The sequence below is a fragment of the Actinocorallia libanotica genome (genome assembly GCF_039525175.1).
GTDB lineage: Bacteria > Actinomycetota > Actinomycetes > Streptosporangiales > Streptosporangiaceae > Actinocorallia > Actinocorallia libanotica.
The window spans coordinates 170,694-187,085 of sequence record NZ_BAAAHH010000009.1 but is presented as its reverse complement, the minus strand read 5'-3'; the positions used below and the strand labels follow the sequence as shown (position 1 = coordinate 187,085).

General features: G+C 72.8%; 21 protein-coding genes. 6 read left to right on the top strand and 15 right to left on the bottom strand.

Annotation, left to right across the window (positions count from 1 at the left end; translation table 11 throughout):
• The first annotated feature begins 15 nt into the window (after window positions 1-15).
• The 5 genes from ABD140_RS14230 to hypF are packed head-to-tail and all read left to right on the top strand — an operon-like array spanning window position 16 to window position 4,136.
• Window positions 16-393, top strand: coding sequence for a helix-turn-helix transcriptional regulator (locus tag ABD140_RS14230; RefSeq protein ID WP_344240797.1), 378 nt, complete (start codon window positions 16-18; stop codon window positions 391-393).
• Window positions 390-941, top strand: a complete 552-nt coding sequence (locus ABD140_RS14225) for a D-sedoheptulose-7-phosphate isomerase (protein WP_344240796.1) — start codon at window positions 390-392, stop codon at window positions 939-941. Before ABD140_RS14230 ends, ABD140_RS14225 begins: the two co-directional genes overlap by 4 nt.
• Window positions 938-1,159 (top strand): HypC/HybG/HupF family hydrogenase formation chaperone, encoded by a 222-nt coding sequence (locus ABD140_RS14220; protein ID WP_344240794.1) that lies wholly within the window; start codon window positions 938-940, stop codon window positions 1,157-1,159. Before ABD140_RS14225 ends, ABD140_RS14220 begins: the two co-directional genes overlap by 4 nt.
• Entirely contained in the window at window positions 1,156-1,824 is a 669-nt protein-coding gene (locus tag ABD140_RS14215; RefSeq protein ID WP_344240792.1) for a D-sedoheptulose-7-phosphate isomerase, read from the top strand. The genes ABD140_RS14220 and ABD140_RS14215 overlap by 4 nt, the downstream gene beginning before the upstream one ends.
• Entirely contained in the window at window positions 1,824-4,136 is a 2,313-nt protein-coding gene (gene hypF / locus ABD140_RS14210) for a carbamoyltransferase HypF (protein WP_344240790.1), read from the top strand. The genes ABD140_RS14215 and hypF overlap by 1 nt, the downstream gene beginning before the upstream one ends.
• On the opposite strand, the gene hypE is transcribed toward hypF, so the two are convergent.
• The 13 genes from hypE to ABD140_RS14150 form a co-directional block, all read right to left on the bottom strand.
• Window positions 4,101-5,177 (bottom strand): hydrogenase expression/formation protein HypE, encoded by a 1,077-nt coding sequence (gene hypE, locus ABD140_RS14205; RefSeq protein WP_344240788.1) that lies wholly within the window; start codon window positions 5,175-5,177, stop codon window positions 4,101-4,103. The two genes, hypF and hypE, sit on opposite strands and share 36 nt — an antisense overlap.
• Window positions 5,174-6,301, bottom strand: a complete 1,128-nt coding sequence (hypD, locus tag ABD140_RS14200) for a hydrogenase formation protein HypD (RefSeq protein WP_344240786.1) — start codon at window positions 6,299-6,301, stop codon at window positions 5,174-5,176. Before hypD ends, hypE begins: the two co-directional genes overlap by 4 nt.
• Before the next feature lie 45 nt (window positions 6,302-6,346).
• A complete protein-coding gene (locus ABD140_RS14195) occupies window positions 6,347-6,619 on the bottom strand; it encodes a HypC/HybG/HupF family hydrogenase formation chaperone (protein WP_344240784.1) in 273 nt (90 codons plus the stop codon).
• A gap of 5 nt (window positions 6,620-6,624) precedes the next feature.
• Window positions 6,625-6,738 (bottom strand): DUF6893 family small protein, encoded by a 114-nt coding sequence (locus ABD140_RS40125; RefSeq protein WP_425544113.1) that lies wholly within the window; start codon window positions 6,736-6,738, stop codon window positions 6,625-6,627.
• Window positions 6,726-7,319, bottom strand: a complete 594-nt coding sequence (locus ABD140_RS14190) for a DUF5947 family protein (RefSeq protein ID WP_344240782.1) — start codon at window positions 7,317-7,319, stop codon at window positions 6,726-6,728. Before ABD140_RS14190 ends, ABD140_RS40125 begins: the two co-directional genes overlap by 13 nt.
• Window positions 7,316-7,837 carry a NifU family protein gene (locus ABD140_RS14185; RefSeq protein WP_344240780.1) on the bottom strand — a complete coding sequence of 174 codons (522 nt, stop codon included), beginning with the start codon at window positions 7,835-7,837 and terminating at the stop codon, window positions 7,316-7,318. The genes ABD140_RS14190 and ABD140_RS14185 overlap by 4 nt, the downstream gene beginning before the upstream one ends.
• Complete coding sequence (locus ABD140_RS14180; RefSeq protein ID WP_344240778.1) at window positions 7,830-9,626, bottom strand: nickel-dependent hydrogenase large subunit; 1,797 nt, start codon at window positions 9,624-9,626, stop codon at window positions 7,830-7,832. Before ABD140_RS14180 ends, ABD140_RS14185 begins: the two co-directional genes overlap by 8 nt.
• A 19-nt stretch (window positions 9,627-9,645) precedes the next feature.
• Window positions 9,646-10,713: an NADH-quinone oxidoreductase subunit B family protein gene (locus tag ABD140_RS14175; RefSeq protein WP_344240776.1), complete on the bottom strand. Its 1,068-nt coding sequence runs from the start codon at window positions 10,711-10,713 to the stop codon at window positions 9,646-9,648.
• Between the two features lie 14 nt (window positions 10,714-10,727).
• Window positions 10,728-11,084, bottom strand: coding sequence for a hydrogenase maturation nickel metallochaperone HypA/HybF (locus ABD140_RS14170; protein ID WP_344240774.1), 357 nt, complete (start codon window positions 11,082-11,084; stop codon window positions 10,728-10,730).
• Window positions 11,077-11,610 carry a hydrogenase maturation protease gene (locus tag ABD140_RS14165; RefSeq protein WP_344240772.1) on the bottom strand — a complete coding sequence of 178 codons (534 nt, stop codon included), beginning with the start codon at window positions 11,608-11,610 and terminating at the stop codon, window positions 11,077-11,079. Before ABD140_RS14165 ends, ABD140_RS14170 begins: the two co-directional genes overlap by 8 nt.
• Window positions 11,607-12,971 (bottom strand): hypothetical protein, encoded by a 1,365-nt coding sequence (locus ABD140_RS14160; RefSeq protein WP_344240848.1) that lies wholly within the window; start codon window positions 12,969-12,971, stop codon window positions 11,607-11,609. Before ABD140_RS14160 ends, ABD140_RS14165 begins: the two co-directional genes overlap by 4 nt.
• Window positions 12,972-13,155: 184 nt before the next feature.
• Window positions 13,156-13,551, bottom strand: coding sequence for a hypothetical protein (locus ABD140_RS14155; RefSeq protein ID WP_344240770.1), 396 nt, complete (start codon window positions 13,549-13,551; stop codon window positions 13,156-13,158).
• An 85-nt stretch (window positions 13,552-13,636) separates the two neighbouring features.
• Window positions 13,637-14,200 (bottom strand): RICIN domain-containing protein, encoded by a 564-nt coding sequence (locus ABD140_RS14150; RefSeq protein WP_344240768.1) that lies wholly within the window; start codon window positions 14,198-14,200, stop codon window positions 13,637-13,639.
• A gap of 185 nt (window positions 14,201-14,385) precedes the next feature.
• Here ABD140_RS14150 and ABD140_RS14145 point away from each other — a divergent pair, with 185 nt between their 5' ends.
• Window positions 14,386-15,198, top strand: a complete 813-nt coding sequence (locus ABD140_RS14145) for a class I SAM-dependent methyltransferase (protein ID WP_344240766.1) — start codon at window positions 14,386-14,388, stop codon at window positions 15,196-15,198.
• 7 nt (window positions 15,199-15,205) lie between these two features.
• On the opposite strand, the gene ABD140_RS14140 is transcribed toward ABD140_RS14145, so the two are convergent.
• Window positions 15,206-16,198 carry a 2Fe-2S iron-sulfur cluster-binding protein gene (locus tag ABD140_RS14140; RefSeq protein ID WP_344240764.1) on the bottom strand — a complete coding sequence of 331 codons (993 nt, stop codon included), beginning with the start codon at window positions 16,196-16,198 and terminating at the stop codon, window positions 15,206-15,208.
• Window positions 16,191-16,379: a hypothetical protein gene (locus tag ABD140_RS14135; protein ID WP_344240762.1), complete on the bottom strand. Its 189-nt coding sequence runs from the start codon at window positions 16,377-16,379 to the stop codon at window positions 16,191-16,193. Before ABD140_RS14135 ends, ABD140_RS14140 begins: the two co-directional genes overlap by 8 nt.
• Window positions 16,380-16,392 lie beyond the last annotated feature (13 nt).

Sequence of the window (16,392 nt, the reverse complement as noted above, 5' to 3'; positions counted from 1 at the left end):
CAGGCGGGAGGGGACGTGGTCGAGGGCAACGAGATCCGGAGCCTGCTGCGCCCCTTCCTGCTCCTGCTGCTCTGCGAGCGGCCGGGGCACGGCTACGAGCTCATCGAGCGGCTGGGCGAGCTGGGCGTGCCGGGGGTGGAGCCGGGCCACGCCTACCGGGTGCTGCGAGACCTGGAGCGGGCGCGGCTGCTGCGATCCGCCTGGGAGCCCTCGGGGGCGGGGCCCGCGCGGCGCCGCTACGAACTGACGCCCGAGGGCCGGGGCGACCTGGAGGGCTGGGTGCCGAGGCTGGCCGCCTTCTCGCGGGTGCTCGGCTCCTGCGTGGAGCGCTGGTCCGAGATCTCGCGGGCCGAGGTCTCGCGGGCCGGCGGGCTCACGGGCGGTGGCCGGTGAAGGGCGTCCTGCCGTATCCGGAGGCGAACCGCGTCGTCCGCGCCTGCCACGCCATGGCCGCGCGGTTCCGCCGCGGCGGCACGCTCTTCACCTTCGGCGACGGCACCGCGGCCGCGGACGCCGCGCATCTCGCGGTCGAGTTCGTGCATCCGGTGGTCGTCGGCAAGCCCGCCCTGCCCGCGCTCTCGCTGAGCTGCGACGCCGGCGCGCTGAGCGGAGCCGTCACCGGAGACGGCCTGGCCGAGGTGTACTCCGCGCGGCTGGCCTCCCTGGCGGGGCCGCACGACATCGTCCTCGGGCTCTCCTCGGAGAGCGGGAGCACGAGCCTTCCGCGTGCTCTGGCCATGGCGCGCGAGCACGAAGCGCTCACCGTCGCCCTGACCGGCGACGAAGGGTCCGGCCTCGTCGCCGACCATGTGCTCGCCGTCGCCTCGGACGACCCCCATGTCGTCCGGGAGACGCACGTGACCGTTTACCACGTGCTCTGGGAACTGGTGCACGTCTTCCTCGAACACCCTGGATCCCTGGAACGGGAGGTGCCCGCATGACGGGAACGCGACCGCACTGCCCCGACGGCGTCTGCGTCACCTGCTCGGACTCCGCCGAGGCGATGCGGGTGCGCGAGGTGCTCCCCGACGGGCTCGCGCTCGTCGACACCGGGAGCGGGATCGAGGAGATCAGCGTGGCGCTGGTCGACGCCGGGCCCGGGGACCTCGTGCTGGTGCACGCCAAGGAGGCCATCGCCCGGGTGGAGGAGCCGTCGTGACCGCGGGCGGGGAGCCCGGCGGGGTGGAGGCGCTGTACCCGTTCCTGTACCCGGCGCAGGGCGGCCTCGACGCCCTGCTGGCCGACGCGGAGAGGTCCACGGCCGAGAAGTTCACCGAGATCGCCGCGCTGCGCGCCTCCCTGAGCGCCCGCCTCAAACCCGCTCTCACCCGGTGCGCGCAGGCCGTGGCCAAGTCCTTCGCCTCGGGCGGACGGCTCCTGGCGTTCGGCAACGGCGGCAGCGCCACCGACGCCCAGGCCTTCACCACCCTGCTCGCCGCCCCTCCCCCGCCGGACCGGCCGCTCCCGGCGTTCTGCCCGGCCCAGGACACGGCGTCCCTCACCGCGCTCGCCAACGACGTCGGGTTCGAGGTGGTCTTCTCGCGGCAGGTGGCCGCGCTGGGCCGGCGCGGCGACGTGGCCGTCGGGCTCTCCACCAGCGGCGGTTCGGCGAACCTGCTCCGCGGCCTGGAGGAGGCGGCGCGCCTGGGCATGGTGACGGTCGGGTTCGCCGGGTACGACGGCGGCCCGATGGCCGGATCCGGCGCCGTCGACCACCTCTTCGTCGTCCCGTCCGCCTCCGTGCACCGCATCCAGGAGGCGCAGACGACCCTGTACCACCGGCTGGGGGAGCTCACGCTCGCCGCGCTGCGGGACGCGCGGTGATGGACGCGCCGCCCCGGTCCAGGATCAGGATCCGGGTCGAGGGCATCGTCCAGGGGGTGGGGTTCCGGCCCTTCGTCCACGAGCTGGCCGGACGCTACGGGCTCGCCGGTTTCGTCGGCAACGACGGCGACGGCGTCTTCGCCGAGGCCGAGGGGGAGGCGTCCGCGCTGGCCGCCTTCGTCGCCGAGCTGGAGTCGCGGCCGCCGCCGCTGGCCCTCGTCGAACGGGTCACCACGAGCGCGGCGGAGCCCGCCGGGGAGCTCGGCTTCCAGATCGTGCCCAGTGTCCCGATGGCGGGGCGTTCGACGCTCATCTCCCCCGACATGGCGCCCTGTGCCCGGTGCCTGGGAGATCTCACCGATCCCGATGACCGGCGGTTCGGTTACGCCTTCACCAACTGCACCCATTGCGGCCCCCGGTTCACCATCACGGTCGATGTGCCCTACGACCGGCACAACACCACGATGAGCGGTTTCGAGCTGTGCGCCGGTTGCGAGCGGGAATACCGCGATCCGGCGGACCGGCGCTTCCACGCCCAGCCCGTGTGCTGCCCCGGCTGCGGGCCGTCGCTGCGGCTGCTGGGCGCCGATGGCGCGCCCGTCCCGGGCGACCCGCTCGCCGAGGCCGCCGCGTGGTTGCGCGACGGGCGGATCCTGGCGGTCAAGGGGCTCGGCGGCTACCACCTGGCCGTGCTCGCCGCGCGGGAGGAGGCCGTCCGCCTGCTGCGCGCCCGCAAGCGCCGGGAGGCCAAGCCGTTCGCCGTGATGGCGCCGGACCTCGCCGTCGCCCACACCCTGGCCGTGCTCGACGGGACCGCCGTCCGCCTGCTCACCGGGCCCCGCCGCCCCATCGTGCTCGCCCCGCGCCGTGCCGCCGCGCCCGTGGCCGAGGCGGTCGCGCCCGGCGCCGGGGAGCTGGGCGTGCTGCTGCCGTACACGCCCCAGCACCACCTGCTGGCCGCGCGGATCGGCGAGGCGTTCGTCCTGACCAGCGGCAACCTCCGCGACGAGCCGATCGTCCACCGGGACGCCGACGCGCTGGAACGCCTGGCGGGGCTGGCCGACGGGTTCCTGACCCACGACCGCCCCGTGCACGTGCGCGTCGACGACTCCGTGGTCCGCGTCTTCCGCGGCCGGGAGCTGCCGCTGCGCCGCTCCCGCGGCTACGCGCCCGCCCCGCTGGCGGTGCGCCTGCCCTTCCCCCGGCCCGTCCTGGCCTGCGGCGCCGGACTGAAGAACACCTTCTGCCTGGGCAGGGACGGCCGGGCGTTCCCGTCCCAGCACATCGGCGATCTGGCGAGCCATGAGACGCTGCGCGCGTTCACCGAGGGGATCGCCCATTTCCGCCGCCTGTTCGGCATCGATCCCGAGGTCGTCGCCCACGACCTCCACCCGGAGTACCCGTCCACGAAGTACGCGCTGGACCTGGCCCGCGCCGAGGGGCTGGCGCTCGCCGGCGTCCAGCACCACCACGCCCACCTCGCCGCCTGCCTGGCCGACAACGACGAGGACGGCCCCGTGATCGGCATCGCCTTCGACGGCCTGGGCTACGGGCCCGACGGCACCCTGTGGGGCGGTGAGCTGCTCGTCGCCGACCTGGCCTCCTACCGGCGGGCGGGCCACCTGGAGCCGGTGCCGATGCCGGGCGGCACGGCGGCGGTCCGCAGTCCCTGGCGCATGGCCGCCGCCCACCTCCAGGCCGCCTACGGCGGCGACCTCCCCGAGCTCTCCCTGGTCCGGCGCCGCGCCGCGCACTGGGAGGCGGTCTCCTCCCTGGCCCGCTCCGGGGTGAACTCCCCGCTCACCTCCAGCGCGGGCCGCCTGTTCGACGCCGTCGCCGCCATCGCGGGCGTCCGCGACGAGATCCACTACGAGGGGCAGGCCGCCGTCGAGCTGGAGCGGCACGTCGACCCGCACGAGCGCGCCGCCTACCCGGCGGAGGTACAGGACGGGGATCCCCTGGTCATCTCCTGCGCGGACCTGGTGCGCGGCGCGGCCGAGGACGTGCGCGCGGGCGCCGCCGCGGCGACGGTCGCCGCACGCTTCCACAACGGGCTCGCCGCCGCCGTCGTCCGGGCCGCGGTCGTCCTGCGCGACCGCACGGGCCTGGCGACGGCCGCCCTGTCCGGGGGCGTCTTCCAGAACCTCACCCTGCTCGCCCTGGTCGTGTCCGGCCTGGAGGACGCCGGTCTCCGCGTCCTCACCCACACCCGGACCCCGCCCAACGACGGCGGCGTCTCCTTCGGCCAGGCCGTGGTCGCCGCCGCCCGGGACCGGTCAGCAGATGCGGGGCAGCGGGTCGCCGACGAGTAGGTCGATGATGCGGGTGCCCCCGAAGGCGGTCTTCAGCAGGACGAGGCCCGAGGGCGCCGCCTCCACCCGGCCGACCAGGGCCGCGTCCCGGCCCTGCGGGTGGGAGCGGAGCGCGCCGAGAGCGGTGTCGGCGTGGTCTCCGTCGACGAAGGCCACGAAGCGGCCCTCGCACGCCACGTAGAGGGGGTCGATGCCGAGGAGCTCGCAGGCCCCGTTGACGGCGGGCCGGACCGGCACGGCCGACTCGTGCACGGTCATCGCGACACCGGCGGCCTGGGCGACCTCGTTGAGGACGGTCGCCACCCCGCCGCGCGTCGCGTCGCGCAGCATGTGCACCTCTTCGGGGAGGGCGTCCAGGAGGGCGGCGACCGGTTCGTGCAGGGGCGCGGTGTCGGAGACGACGTCGGCGGCCAGGTCCAGCTCGCCCCGGGCCAGCATGACGGTCACCCCGTGGTCGCCGACGGGGCCGGAGACGAGGATCGCGTCGCCGGGACGGACCCGGGCGGCGCCGAGCCCGCCGGACCGGTCCGCCAGGCCCGCGCCCGTGGTGGTGATGTAGCAGCCGTCGCCCCTGCCCCGCTGGACGACCTTGGTGTCACCGGTGACGATCGCGACGCCGGCGCGCCGCGCGGCGGCGGCCATGGACGCGGTGATGCGCCGCAGGTCCGCGACCGGGAAGCCCTCCTCCAGGATGAAGCCCGCCGACAGGTACAGGGGGCGGGCGCCCGAGACGGCCAGGTCGTTGACCGTGCCGTTGACGGCGAGGTCCCCGATGTCGCCGCCGGGGAAGAACACCGGGGAGACGACGTAGGAGTCGGTGGTCATGACCATCCGGGACTCCCCCAGCTCCAGGACGGCGCCGTCGTCCAGCGGCTCCAGGGCCGGGTTGGCGAACGCGCCGGCGAAGACGTCCTCGACGAGGGTCTGGGTGGCCTTGCCGCCCGCGCCGTGCGCGAGCGTGATGTGCTCCTCCCGCACCCTGGGGGCGCGCCGCCGCGCGCGTTCGATGCGGTCGAGCACCTGTTGTTCGGTCGTCGTCATGCGTGCGTCGCCTCCCGTGCGCGTTCTCTGGTGAACCGGCCGTAGTTGTAGTAGGCGGCGCAGGCGCCCTCCGAGGAGACCATGCACGTGCCGATGGGGGTCTCCGGGGTGCAGGCGGTGCCGAACACCTTGCACTCCCACGGCTTGATGACGCCCTTGAGCACCTCGCCGCACTGGCACGCCTTGGGGTCGGCGACCCGGACGCCCGGCAGGTCGAAGATCCGCTCGGCGTCGTGGGCGGCGAACTCCTCGCGCAGCCGCAGCGCCGAGTGGGAGATGAAGCCGAGCCCGCGCCACTCGAAGTGGGGGCGCAGCTCCATGGTCCGCCCGATGGCCTCCAGCGCCTTGGGGTTGCCCTCCCAGGGGACGACCCGCGCGTACTGGTTCTCCACCTCGCTGCGCCCCTCGGCGAGCTGCTCCAGCAGCATGTGCACCGACTGGAGCACGTCCAGCGGCTCGAAGCCCGCGCACACCAGCGGCCTGCCGTGGTCGCGGGCGATGAACTCGTACGGGCGGCAGCCGATGACGGTGGAGACGTGGCCGGGGCCCAGGAAGCCGTCCAGGCTGAGGCCGGGCGAATCCAGGATCGCCTTGATCGCCGGGATGATCGTGACGTGGTTGCAGAAGACCGAGAAGTTGGCGACGCCCTCGGCGGCGGCCCGCAGCACGGTCATCGCGGTGGAGGGCGCGGTGGTCTCGAAGCCGATCGCCATGAACACCACGCGGCGGCCGGGGTTCTCGCGCGCGATCCGCAGCGCGTCCAGGGGCGAGTAGACCATGCGGATGTCGGCGCCGCGCGCCTTGGCGTCCAGGAACGAGCCGGTGCCTCCGGGCACCCGCATCAGGTCGCCGAACGAGGTCATGATGACGCCGGGTTCGCGGGCGATGGCCATGGCGTCGTCGACGCGGCCCATCGGGATCACGCACACCGGGCAGCCCGGCCCGTGCACCAGCTCCACCTGCTCGGGCAGGAGGTCCTCCAGGCCGTGCTTGTAGATGGTGTGGGTGTGGCCGCCGCACACCTCCATGAACTTGTAGCGCCTGCCGGGCTCGCACAGCGCGGCGATCCGCGCGGCCAGCGCCCTGGCCCTGCCGCCGTCCCGGTACTCGTCGACGAACCGCATGCCGGTCCTTCCTCGTCGTTGTGGCCCGTCAGGTGATGTGGCCCGTCAGGCGATGTCGGAGCCCGCGATGGCCTCCAGCTCGTCGGCGTAGGCCTGGCCGAACCCTTCGAGCAGGGCCAGGGTCGCCGCCGCCTCCTCCTCGTCGATCTTCGACATGGCGAAGCCGACGTGCACCAGCACCCAGTCGCCGGGGCGCACGCCCTCCGGGCCGAGCAGGCCGGTGCTGATCGGCCGCCGGACGCCGGCGACCTCGACCGTGGCGAGGTCGCCGCGGCCGGGCAGGAGCTCCACGATCTCTCCGGGGATCCCGAGGCACATCCCGGTCACATCCGCCGGATGCGCAGGTAGCGCCGGATCGCCGGCAGGTTCTGCCAGAACAGGAACGCGGCGAACGCCCCCGCCGGCACGAGGATCGTGGACTTCCTCACGTGCGGCATGACTCTCCTTCCGCGAGGCGCGCGAAGAACGCCTCGATCTCCGGCCACACCCGGGTGCCCCCGGACAGGCCCTTCCAGGTCCCGCGGATGAGCGCCACCAGCCGGTAGCAGTCGGCCACGGGCACCAGCCATCGTTCGTCGGCGTCGCGGACCTTGTTGACCAGCAGCGCTTCGACGCCCGGTCCCAGGGTCTCCAGCGGAGGGCAGCCGGCGACCGCCGCCGCCCAGGCCGCCGGTTCGACCGTCCACCGGGTGGTCCCCATCGGGCTCGGGTAGTGCGCGGTGACGGCGTCCTGGGCGTCGCGGGTGAAGAACGCCAGCCCGACCGGGACGCCCAGGTCGTCGGGGCGTACGCCGGTGAGCCGGATCCTGCGGTCGGGCACCCGCCGGTAGCGGCCGCTCTCCTGGGGGAACAGCACGGCGCAGGCGCGGCAGGCGCACAGCAGGGACTCGCCGCGCTCGTCGAGGAGGTGGGCGTGCTCCTCCCCGGTCGGGACTCCGCACATCCCGCACGGTTCGGCTCCCCGGCGGGAGCGGGACTCCGCGCGCCGGATCATCCGGCCGAGCGCCGTCGCGTTCACGGCGCCGCCTTCGGAGCGGCGGCGCCCAGCAGCGACTCGACCGGGATGAAGGCGGCCTTCCGGCGCGCCGGGCTCACCTGGACCTCGGTCAGTTCCGGCGCGGTCGCCAGCACCGCGTCCCGCACCACCTCCGCCGCCTGTCCGGGGCCGCCGCAGCCGCCGCCCGCGAGCACGACGCGGGCCACGGTGCCCTCCACGCCGTCGAACCGCGCCTCGCCGCCGCGCAGGAGCGGGCGGAGCCGCTCCAGCGCCCGTCCGACCCGCTGCTCCAGCGGCTCGGGGTGGAGTTCGTGCAGGACCAGCAGGTGACCGACGAGCTCGTCGCCGGTCAGCGCCTCGGCCTCGGGCACCTGTTCCAGGACCCGCGCCAGCGCCTCCCCGTACACCTCGGTGAGCAGGGTGACGGCGTCCAGCGCCTTGGCCGCGGTCGCGCCCGGGATCGTCTCCAGTTCGCCGAGCACCTCTTCGAGCCGGGTCAGCCGGTCGGCGACGGCGGGGGCGTCCAGCCGCTCAGCCATGGGAGGCCCCGAACATCGGCGAGTGCAGCTTCTCCAGGGTGCGGCCCTTGCCGAGGTACATGTGCACGCCGCAGGGCAGGCACGGGTCGAAGCTGCGCACGGCGCGCATGATGTCGACGCCGCGGAAGTCGTCCGGCCCGTTCTCCTCGAAGATCGGCATGTCCTGCACCGCGTCCTCGTACGGGCCGGGCGTGCCGTAGATGTCGCGCGGGCTGGCGTTCCAGGGCGTGGGCGGGTACGGGTGGTAGTTGGCGATCTTCTTGTCGCGGACCACCAGGTGGTGCGACAGCACGCCCCGCACCGCCTCGTGGAAGCCCGCGCCGATCGCCTCGTCCGGGACGTCGAACGGCTGGAAGACCTCACAGTCCCCCGATCGGACCAGGCCCAGCGCCTGTTCGACGAAGTGCACCGCCATCGCCGCGGCGTAGGCGATGAAGTAAGTGCGGGCGCGGTTGCGCTCGATCGCGTTGGACCACAGCGGGATGCGCCACTCCAGCGTCGTCTCCGGCAGCTTCTCGCCGCGGGGCAGCGAGATCCGCACGCTCGAGCCGGTGGACTTCACGTACGGCGTGTCCACGAGGCCGGCCAGGGCGGTGGTGTAGAGCCGGGCGAAGGCGCCGCCGCCGGTGTCCAGGGCGAGGTGCTGGTCGGAGGCCTGGTCGTACCAGCGCGGGCTCATCACCCAGCTGTACTTGTCGCCGAAGTCGCGTTTCTGCGGCACGGGCAGCGTGGTCTGGTTCCACGGGTGGCGCATGTCGACCGGGTTGCCGAGCGGGTCGGTGGGGACGAACGGCTCGGTGTTCACCCAGTCGTCGTAGTAGGAGCTGCCCAGCAGGATGCGGATGCCGAGGTTGATGTCGACGAGGTCGGTGGTGAGCAGCCGGCCGTCCACGATGATGCCGGGCGTCACGAACATCGACCTGCCCCAGTCGCTCATCGTCTCGTAGCGGTAGTCGACGACGTTCGGGTCCTGGAAGGCGCCCCAGCAGCCGAGCATGACGCGGCGGCGGCCCACCTCCTCGTAGCCGGGCAGCGCCTCGTAGAAGAAGTCGAAGACGTCGTCGTTCATGGCGACGGCCTTCTTCACGAAGTCCACGATCTTCATCAGCCGCGTCAGGTAGTCGGTGAAGAGCGTCGGCGTCGGCACCGTCCCCACGCCGCCCGGGTAGACGGTGGAGGGGTGCACGTGCCGCCCCTCCATCAGGCAGAACATCTCGCGGGTGATGCGGCTGACGCGCAGCGCCTCCTTGTAGACCTCGCCCTCGAACGGGTTGTACGCGGTCATGATGTCGGCGATCGTGCGGTACCCGTGGACCCCGGAGTTCGGCGCGAGGGTCTCCCGGGCCCGCCGCAGCACGCTCGGGTTGGTGTCCTTGACCATGGCCTCGCAGTAGTCGACGAAGACCAGGTTGTCCTGGAAGATCGTGTGGTCGAACAGGTACTCGGCGGCCTCGCCGAGATTGATGATCCACTCGCCCAGCGGCGGGGTCTTGATCCCGTACGCCATGTTCTGCGCGTACACCGAGCACGTGGTGTGGTTGTCGCCGCAGATGCCGCAGATGCGGCTGGTGATGAACCCGGCGTCGCGCGGGTCCTTGCCCTTCATGAAGACCGAGTAGCCGCGGAACATCGAGGACGTCACATGGCACTCGGCGACCTTCCGGTTCGCGAAGTCGATCTTCGTGTAGACGCCGAGGTTGCCGATGATGCGGGTGATCGGATCCCACGACATCTCGACCAGCTGGCCGGGCGACCCGGCCCGTGCCGTGCGTGGATTGGTGATGGCCATCTTTCGCGGTCCTCCCCCGCTACCTGCGAGCTCGCTTGTGCGGCCGGTAGCCGCTGGTCAGCACGTCACGGTTGTGGTGCCACTTGGGCTCCTTGTTCACCGTGCCCTGGGTGATGCCGCGCATCCGCCGGATGAACGCCCCGTAGGGCTTGATGAGCGTGGACGACAGCCGCGCCCCCGGCGGCTCGTCCATGAACGGCATGAACTTGTCGGGGAAGCCCGGCATCGTGCAGGCGATGCAGATGCCGCCGACGTTCGGGCAGCCGCCGACGCCGCCCATCCAGCCGCGCTTGGGCACGTTGCACTTGACGACCGGGCCCCAGCACCCGATCTTCACCAGGCACTGCTGGGAGTTGTAGGTGTCGGCGAAGACGGCCTGCTCGTAGGAGGCCGCGCGGTCGCATCCGTCATGCACGGTGTTGCCGAACAGCCAGGTCGGACGAAGCATCTCGTCCAGCGGGGGCGGCGGCGCGGTCCCGGCCGCGTGGTAGAGCAGCCAGGTGAGGGTCTCCATGAAGTTGTCGGGCTGGACGGGGCAGCCCGGGACGTTGACGATGGGCAGGCCGCCCCGGGAGGTGAAGTCCCAGCCGAGGTAGTCGGCGAGGCCCATCGACCCCGTCGGGTTGCCCTCCATGGCGTGGATGCCGCCGTAGGTGGCGCAGGTGCCCGCGGCGACCACCGCCCAGGCCCGCGCCGACAGCGCGTCGATCCACTTGTCCAGCGTCAGCGGCTCGCCCGTCACCGGGTCGTTGCCGAAAGAGGTCCAGTAGCCCTCGCCGTTGATCTTCTCGTTGGGGACCGAGCCCTCCAGGACGAAGATGAAGGGCTCCAGCTCCCCGGCCGCGGCCGCCCGGAAGGGGGCGAGGAACTCCTCACCGCCCAGCGTGGGCGAGAGCACCTTGTTGTGCAGGTGCACCTTGGGCAGGCCCGGTATCAGGCCGCCGACGACGTCCTCGATGGCGGGCTGCGAGGCGGCCGTGACCGAGACGGTGTCGCCGTCGCAGCTCATCCCCTCGGAGATCCAGAGGATGTGGACCTCCTCGAACCCCGTGCCGGGGCCGGTGGCGCTCTCCCTCGTGGCGGTCATCGCCGATCCCTCCTTCAGCCGCCCGTACTCGCGGGCTCGTCGACGGTGATGGACTCCAGGACCGCGCCGCTCCCCGCGGCGACCTCGATGTCGAGGCCGCCGCAGCGCGGGCAGGCGACCAGGTGCATGGCGTCGTCGGCCGGGGTGCTCGCGCCGCAGGCGCGGCAGCGCACCGTGCCCGGCTCCTGCACCACGTCCAGCAGGGCGTCCGCGGCGGGAGTGCCCGCCGTCGCCAGCCGGTACCCCTGGTCGATCACCGCCGGATCCACGGGATGGCCGCTGATCCGCACCCGTACGCCGCGGACGCGCCGGCCGTCGGCGCGTTTCAGCACGGCCTCGGCGATGGCGTCGCACAGCCCCCACTCATGCATCGGTACGCTCCCTCGTGTCCGGTTCACCGGCCGGGGCCGCCGCGGCCTCGGCTCTGGCCAGCTCGGTGACCAGGCGGACCGCCTCGGGCACGGCGGCGGCCACCGGCTCCGTCAGGCCCATGCCCTCCTCCACCGAGGCGGGGCGGCAGCCCGCCACCAGCACGCGGCCCGCCTCGCCGCCGAGCCTGCGCAGCAGCAGGAGCACGGCCAGCGGGTGCAGGCCGTGCGCGTCGACGGGGACGGCGCCGCCCGCCGCGTCGAGCTCCGCCGCGCCGACCTCGAGGACCTCCAGCGTGCCCGGCGGGCCCTCCAGCGGGAGGGCGTCCACCATGATCAGCGTGTCGGGGGGACGGTCGAGCAGCTCGTAGGCCAGGTGGACGCCGCGGATGCCGTAGTCGGCGACCCGGACGCCGCCGGGCAGGGCCGCGGCGTCGATCCGGCGGACGACCTCGACGCCGAAGCCGTCGTCGCCCAGGAACACGTTGCCGATGCCCGCCACCAGGACGTCGCGCTCCGCCCCGCTCATTCGGGCACCCCCGGCAGGGGCTCGACCTCGTCGGGGGCGAAGTAGCGGTAGCGCCCGTACCAGCGGTCCAGTTCCGCGGCGGGGTCGTCCTCGACGGTGACGGCCAGGTGCACGGCGTCGTCGACGTCGACCAGCACCTTCTCCACCAGGGCGGTGCGGCCCGCCAGGAAGCGGTCCTGGGGGTCGGTGCCGTGCGTGCGCGGGCGCAGCCTCACCCGGCTGCCCGGGCCCACCCGCACCCCGGCCACGACGGTCTCGGCCGGGCCGCCGGCGTCCCCGGCGTCCCCGGTGCCCTCGGCGCCTTCCGGGGGGCGCAGCACCCCGTGCAGCCGCTCGAAGACCTCGGGCGGCATGGTGTCGACGCGGTCCAGGATCGCCGCGGCGCGCGCGTCGGTGGCGCGGGCCTCCCGCTTCTCGGCCTCGGTCAGGGTGAGGGCGCGCAGCGAGAGGATCTCGTCGATCTCCCCGGAGTCGTGCAGGTCGCCGGGGCTCTCGGGGGCGACGCGCGGGTGGTCGTACAGCAGGATCGGCGACGACAGGAGCAGTTCGTGGTCCTCCGCGGCGCCCGCCAGGACCGGGAAGGTGTGGACGTTCCGGCAGGAGCGGACCGCGGCGCGGGCCCAGTCCGGCGGTTCGAGCAGCGAGACGAAGGAGGGGCCGCGCGCGGCCAGCAGGAGGTGGCAGGCCAGCGGGGAGAACCGCAGCGCCTCGTCCCGGCTCATGCCCGCCGGGATGCCGCGCGCGGCGTTCTCCACCCGGACCCGCAGCCGGGTGAGGGGCCCCGCCGGGCCGCTGCCCGCGGGCTCCGCCGAGACGCGCACCTTCACCGACAGCGGCCAGCGCTCGCGCACGATCCGGCCGGCGGGCCGCCCCTGATCGTCCCGGACCGTCTCGGCGTCCAGGCCGCTGCCCACCGCCAGGGGGAACACCGTCTCCTCGCCGTGGCGCACGGGCAGCCGCAGGGAGAACTCCCTGGGCACCGCCTCGTCGAACCCGATCTCCCTGCGGTCGCCGAGGTCGAGGACCTCCACGGGGCGGTACCGGCCGCTGTCGTGGCGCTCCACGGTCCTGCGCTGCAGCTGGAGGAACCGGACGGTGCACACCGCCGCCTCCGCGGCGCCGTGCAGCAGGCACTCGGTCCGCTGCCACCACCCCTCGGCCGAACCGGCGACACCGGTGTCCTCCGGGCCGCGGGCGCGCGTCCACTCCGGCGGGGTGAGCACCCCGAACTGCCAGCGCACCCGGTTCTTCGGCGACGAGCGCCGGTAGGGGTACAGGAGGTATCCCTCGTACAGGATCGCGTCGGCCACCGCCCGCACCGGGGCGAAGACGTCCTCAGCGCCGACCGGCCTCGCCCCCATGCGCGTCACGCCCTTCACGAAAACGGCGCCGCGCCGTGCTCATGCCGCGCGGCGGACATCTCTCCACGAGCAACCGTTTTCGTTCTATCAACGGGTACCGGCCTCGGTAAGTGGAGCCGTCACCTAAGTGACAAAGGCACCTACCCTTCCGGGCAGGTGCCTTTGTGAAGAATGCGACGTCACATCATCGGTTGAAATAGGTGTAGTCGGTGATGTAGAAACCGCCGTCGCCCTGGGCGTGCCATTTCGCCTTCTTGTTATGGACCAGGCGGCCGTCGACGTAGACGCGGAGGCGGTGCGGCCGGATCGCCACGGTGCTGATCCACGCCCCGTGCCCGCGGCGCACCTTCCTCGCCTGCGTGTAGCGGGCGACCTTGTCGGTGCCGTCCTGGGCCGAGGGGACGCAGCGGTTCTTCTTCCGGCAGTACGCGAAGTGGTGCTCCAGGTAGATGCGCTTGCCGCTCAGGCTGGACAGCACCATCTTCACGTTCTCGGCCGGCGCCGCCTGGACGGGCGAGGCCGGGCCGATCACGAGGGCGAGGGCGGCCGCGGACGAGACCACACGGGAGGAGAATCGCATCCCCCGATCCTCGGTCCCGGCCCGCCCCGCCGCCCAGGGACCGCGGTCCCGTCCGGGCCGGACCCGAAGGCCGGCCCGGCCGCCCTCACCGGCCGGTCAGCCGCAGCAGCCAGCGGCGCGACCTGTCGTTGTCGCAGGTGAACTGGAGAGCCTCGACGTTGTTCGCGGTGCTCCGCCCGCCGGCGATCGTCAGGCACTTGCCCGTCCGGTTGTTCCTGATCTGGTACTGCCCGTTGGACGCGACCTGCCGGATCGTCCAGCGGCGCGACCGGTCGCGGTCGCAGGTGAACTGCACGGCGCGCACGTTGTCGGCGGTGCTCCGCCCGCCCTCGATCGTCAGGCACTTGCCCGTCTGGCTGTTCCTGATCTGGTAGGTCTGGCCGCGGCCCACCCGGTTCAGCGTCCAGCGGCGCGACCGGTCGGTGTCGCAGTCGAACTGCACGGCGTTCATGTTGTTGGCGGTGCTCCGGCCGCCGGCGATCGTCAGGCATTTCCCGGTCTCGGCGTTGACGAGCATCACCGCGTTGGTCGTCGGCAGCGCCGCCGCCGCGTCGGTGTGCGCCGCGTGGGCGGGCAGCGCCGTGGCCAGCAGTGCCGATCCCACGAGGACCGGCGCGAAGAACCGGCGGCCGTGTTGATGAGCGGGCATGACTTTCTCCTCCCCCGAAAAGGGACTGGGTCAGTTCACCCGTCTCCTGCCCCCATGGTCATCACATTAATATCCATCACTCCGTTCAACCAACAAAGCATTCTTTACCCGGCCAAGAAACCAAATTGCAATTGTCCAGAAAAATCGCTTTTTTCGGTTCGGTGCCGGCGTTAGGATCGCCGACCATGGAAGAGATCATCGGACGCTGGCGGGAAGTCAACCGTGCCAACTGGGACGAACGGGTGCCCATCCACCTCTCCGGATCGTTCTACGACCTGCCGGGGTTCCGGGAGAAGCGCGATGTCCTGCGGGACTTCGAGACCGCCGAGGCCGGCGACGTCACCGGCAGGAGCCTGGTGCACCTGCAGTGCCACTTCGGCCAGGACACCCTGTCCTGGGCCGCCCGCGGGGCCCGGGTGAGCGGCCTGGACTTCTCCGGCCCCGCCGTGGAGGCCGCACGGGTGCTCGCCGCCGACCTCGGGATCGACGCGCGGTTCGTCCAGGCCGACGTGTACGACGCGGTCGAGGCGTTCGAGGGCGCGACCTTCGACATCGTCTACACCGGCTTCGGGGCGCTGCTCTGGCTGCCGGACCTGCCGCGCTGGGCACGGGTGGTGGCCGACCTGCTCAAGCCGGGCGGGTTCCTCTACCTGGCGGAGTTCCACCCCTTCACCAACATCCTGGACGACGCGACGGGCGGTACCGTCACCCACGACTACTTCGACGAGAGTGCCCAGATCTGGGACGATCCGGGCAGCTACGCCGATCTGTCGGCCGAGACCCGCAACAACGTCTCGGTCTCCTGGGACCACACTCTGGGAAGCGTGGTGTCGGCCATCGCCGGGGCGGGGCTGCGCATCGAGTTCCTGCACGAGCACGAGGACACTCTCTTCCCCCGGTACGGCAACCTCCAGGCCGGATCAAACGCCGTCTACCGGCGGCCCGAGGGCCTGCCCCGCATCCCGATGATGTACTCCATCCGGGCGGCCAAGGGCTGAGGCGGGCTCAGCCGGCGGCCGGGTCCTCGGAATAGGTGATGCGCACATGGTCGGTGAGCGGGATCGCCTGGCAGGCCAGGACCCAGCCGTCGGACAGGTCCGCCTCGTCGAGGACCTCGTTGGCGAGCATCTTGACCTCGCCCTCGACGACGCGGCAGGCGCAGGCGCTGCACGCGCCCTCCCGGCAGGAGTAGGGCGCCTCGACTCCCCCTGCGAGCAGGACGTCCAGCAGGGGCGTCCCCTCAGGCCAGGCATGGGAGGTGACGGAGCCGTCGAGTTCCGCCTCCAGGGTTCCGCCGGCGCCCTCGACGGGCTCCGGCGCCGCGAACGGGTCGCCGCCGAGGGAGACGAACCGCTCGACCTTGGGCCTGGCGGCGCCCAGGCCCGCCAGCGCCTCGCAGCAGGCGTCCATGAAGCCGCCGGGCCCGCAGACGAACGCCTCGTAGGCCTGGTAGGGCCGCAGCAGCGACGCGAGCCGCGGCGCCGCGGGGAGCCCCTGCACCGACTCCAGCCAGTGGACGACGGTCAGCCGGTCGGGGTGGGCGGCCGCCAGCTCGCGCAGGGCGGCCGCGAAGATGACGGATTCCTCGTCCCGGTTGGCGTAGACGAGGACGATCCGCCCCCTCCCCCGGGCCAGCGCCGTCTTGAGGATCGACAGCACCGGGGTGATGCCGCTGCCGCCCGCCAGCAGCAGGAAGTCCCCGTCCGGGGAGCGCGGGGTGAACACCCCGGACGGAGGCAGCGCCTCCAGGACCGAACCGGCGGCCACGTTGTCGCAGATCCAGTTGGAGGCGTGCCCTCCGGTGACCCGCTTGACGGTGACCATCAGCCGTTCTCCCGGCCCGCAGCACAGCGAGTAGCACCGCGCCGTGCCGTCGGGCAGCCGCAGCGTCAGGAACTGCCCGGGAGCGAACGGCAGCGCGGCGTCGAACACCAGGGTGTGCGCGTCGGCCGTCTCGCGGACGACCTCGGCGACGGTGAGGTGCAGGGATTCAGTCATCGGAGGAAACTTTCACGAGGCCTTCGCGCACCGCCCGCTCGATCAACGCGCGCAGCGCACCGCAGTGGGTGACGCATGCCGCGTACTCTCCGCCCGCCACCCGCGAGGAGATCTCCTCGCAGGTGACGGCGGCGTCGGTCGTCCACTGGACGCTGGTGTGCGCAAGGCTGTTCTTCTTCACCAGGACGCGGGTT

Coding starts and splice junctions, on each gene's coding strand:
- ABD140_RS14160 (WP_344240848.1), bottom strand. CDS start 12,971: ATGGGGGCGAGGCCGGTCGGCGCTGAGGACGTCTTCGCCCCGGTGCGG.
- ABD140_RS14185 (WP_344240780.1), bottom strand. CDS start 7,837: ATGGCTGAGCGGCTGGACGCCCCCGCCGTCGCCGACCGGCTGACCCGG.
- ABD140_RS14180 (WP_344240778.1), bottom strand. CDS start 9,626: ATGGCCATCACCAATCCACGCACGGCACGGGCCGGGTCGCCCGGCCAG.
- ABD140_RS14165 (WP_344240772.1), bottom strand. CDS start 11,610: ATGAGCGGGGCGGAGCGCGACGTCCTGGTGGCGGGCATCGGCAACGTG.
- ABD140_RS14195 (WP_344240784.1), bottom strand. CDS start 6,619: ATGTGCCTCGGGATCCCCGGAGAGATCGTGGAGCTCCTGCCCGGCCGC.
- ABD140_RS40125 (WP_425544113.1), bottom strand. CDS start 6,738: ATGCCGCACGTGAGGAAGTCCACGATCCTCGTGCCGGCGGGGGCGTTC.
- ABD140_RS14220 (WP_344240794.1), top strand. CDS start 938: ATGACGGGAACGCGACCGCACTGCCCCGACGGCGTCTGCGTCACCTGC.
- hypE (WP_344240788.1), bottom strand. CDS start 5,177: ATGACGACGACCGAACAACAGGTGCTCGACCGCATCGAACGCGCGCGG.
- ABD140_RS14170 (WP_344240774.1), bottom strand. CDS start 11,084: ATGCATGAGTGGGGGCTGTGCGACGCCATCGCCGAGGCCGTGCTGAAA.
- ABD140_RS14150 (WP_344240768.1), bottom strand. CDS start 14,200: ATGCCCGCTCATCAACACGGCCGCCGGTTCTTCGCGCCGGTCCTCGTG.
- ABD140_RS14155 (WP_344240770.1), bottom strand. CDS start 13,551: ATGCGATTCTCCTCCCGTGTGGTCTCGTCCGCGGCCGCCCTCGCCCTC.
- ABD140_RS14140 (WP_344240764.1), bottom strand. CDS start 16,198: ATGACTGAATCCCTGCACCTCACCGTCGCCGAGGTCGTCCGCGAGACG.
- ABD140_RS14145 (WP_344240766.1), top strand. CDS start 14,386: ATGGAAGAGATCATCGGACGCTGGCGGGAAGTCAACCGTGCCAACTGG.
- hypD (WP_344240786.1), bottom strand. CDS start 6,301: ATGCGGTTCGTCGACGAGTACCGGGACGGCGGCAGGGCCAGGGCGCTG.
- ABD140_RS14175 (WP_344240776.1), bottom strand. CDS start 10,713: ATGACCGCCACGAGGGAGAGCGCCACCGGCCCCGGCACGGGGTTCGAG.
- hypF (WP_344240790.1), top strand. CDS start 1,824: ATGGACGCGCCGCCCCGGTCCAGGATCAGGATCCGGGTCGAGGGCATC.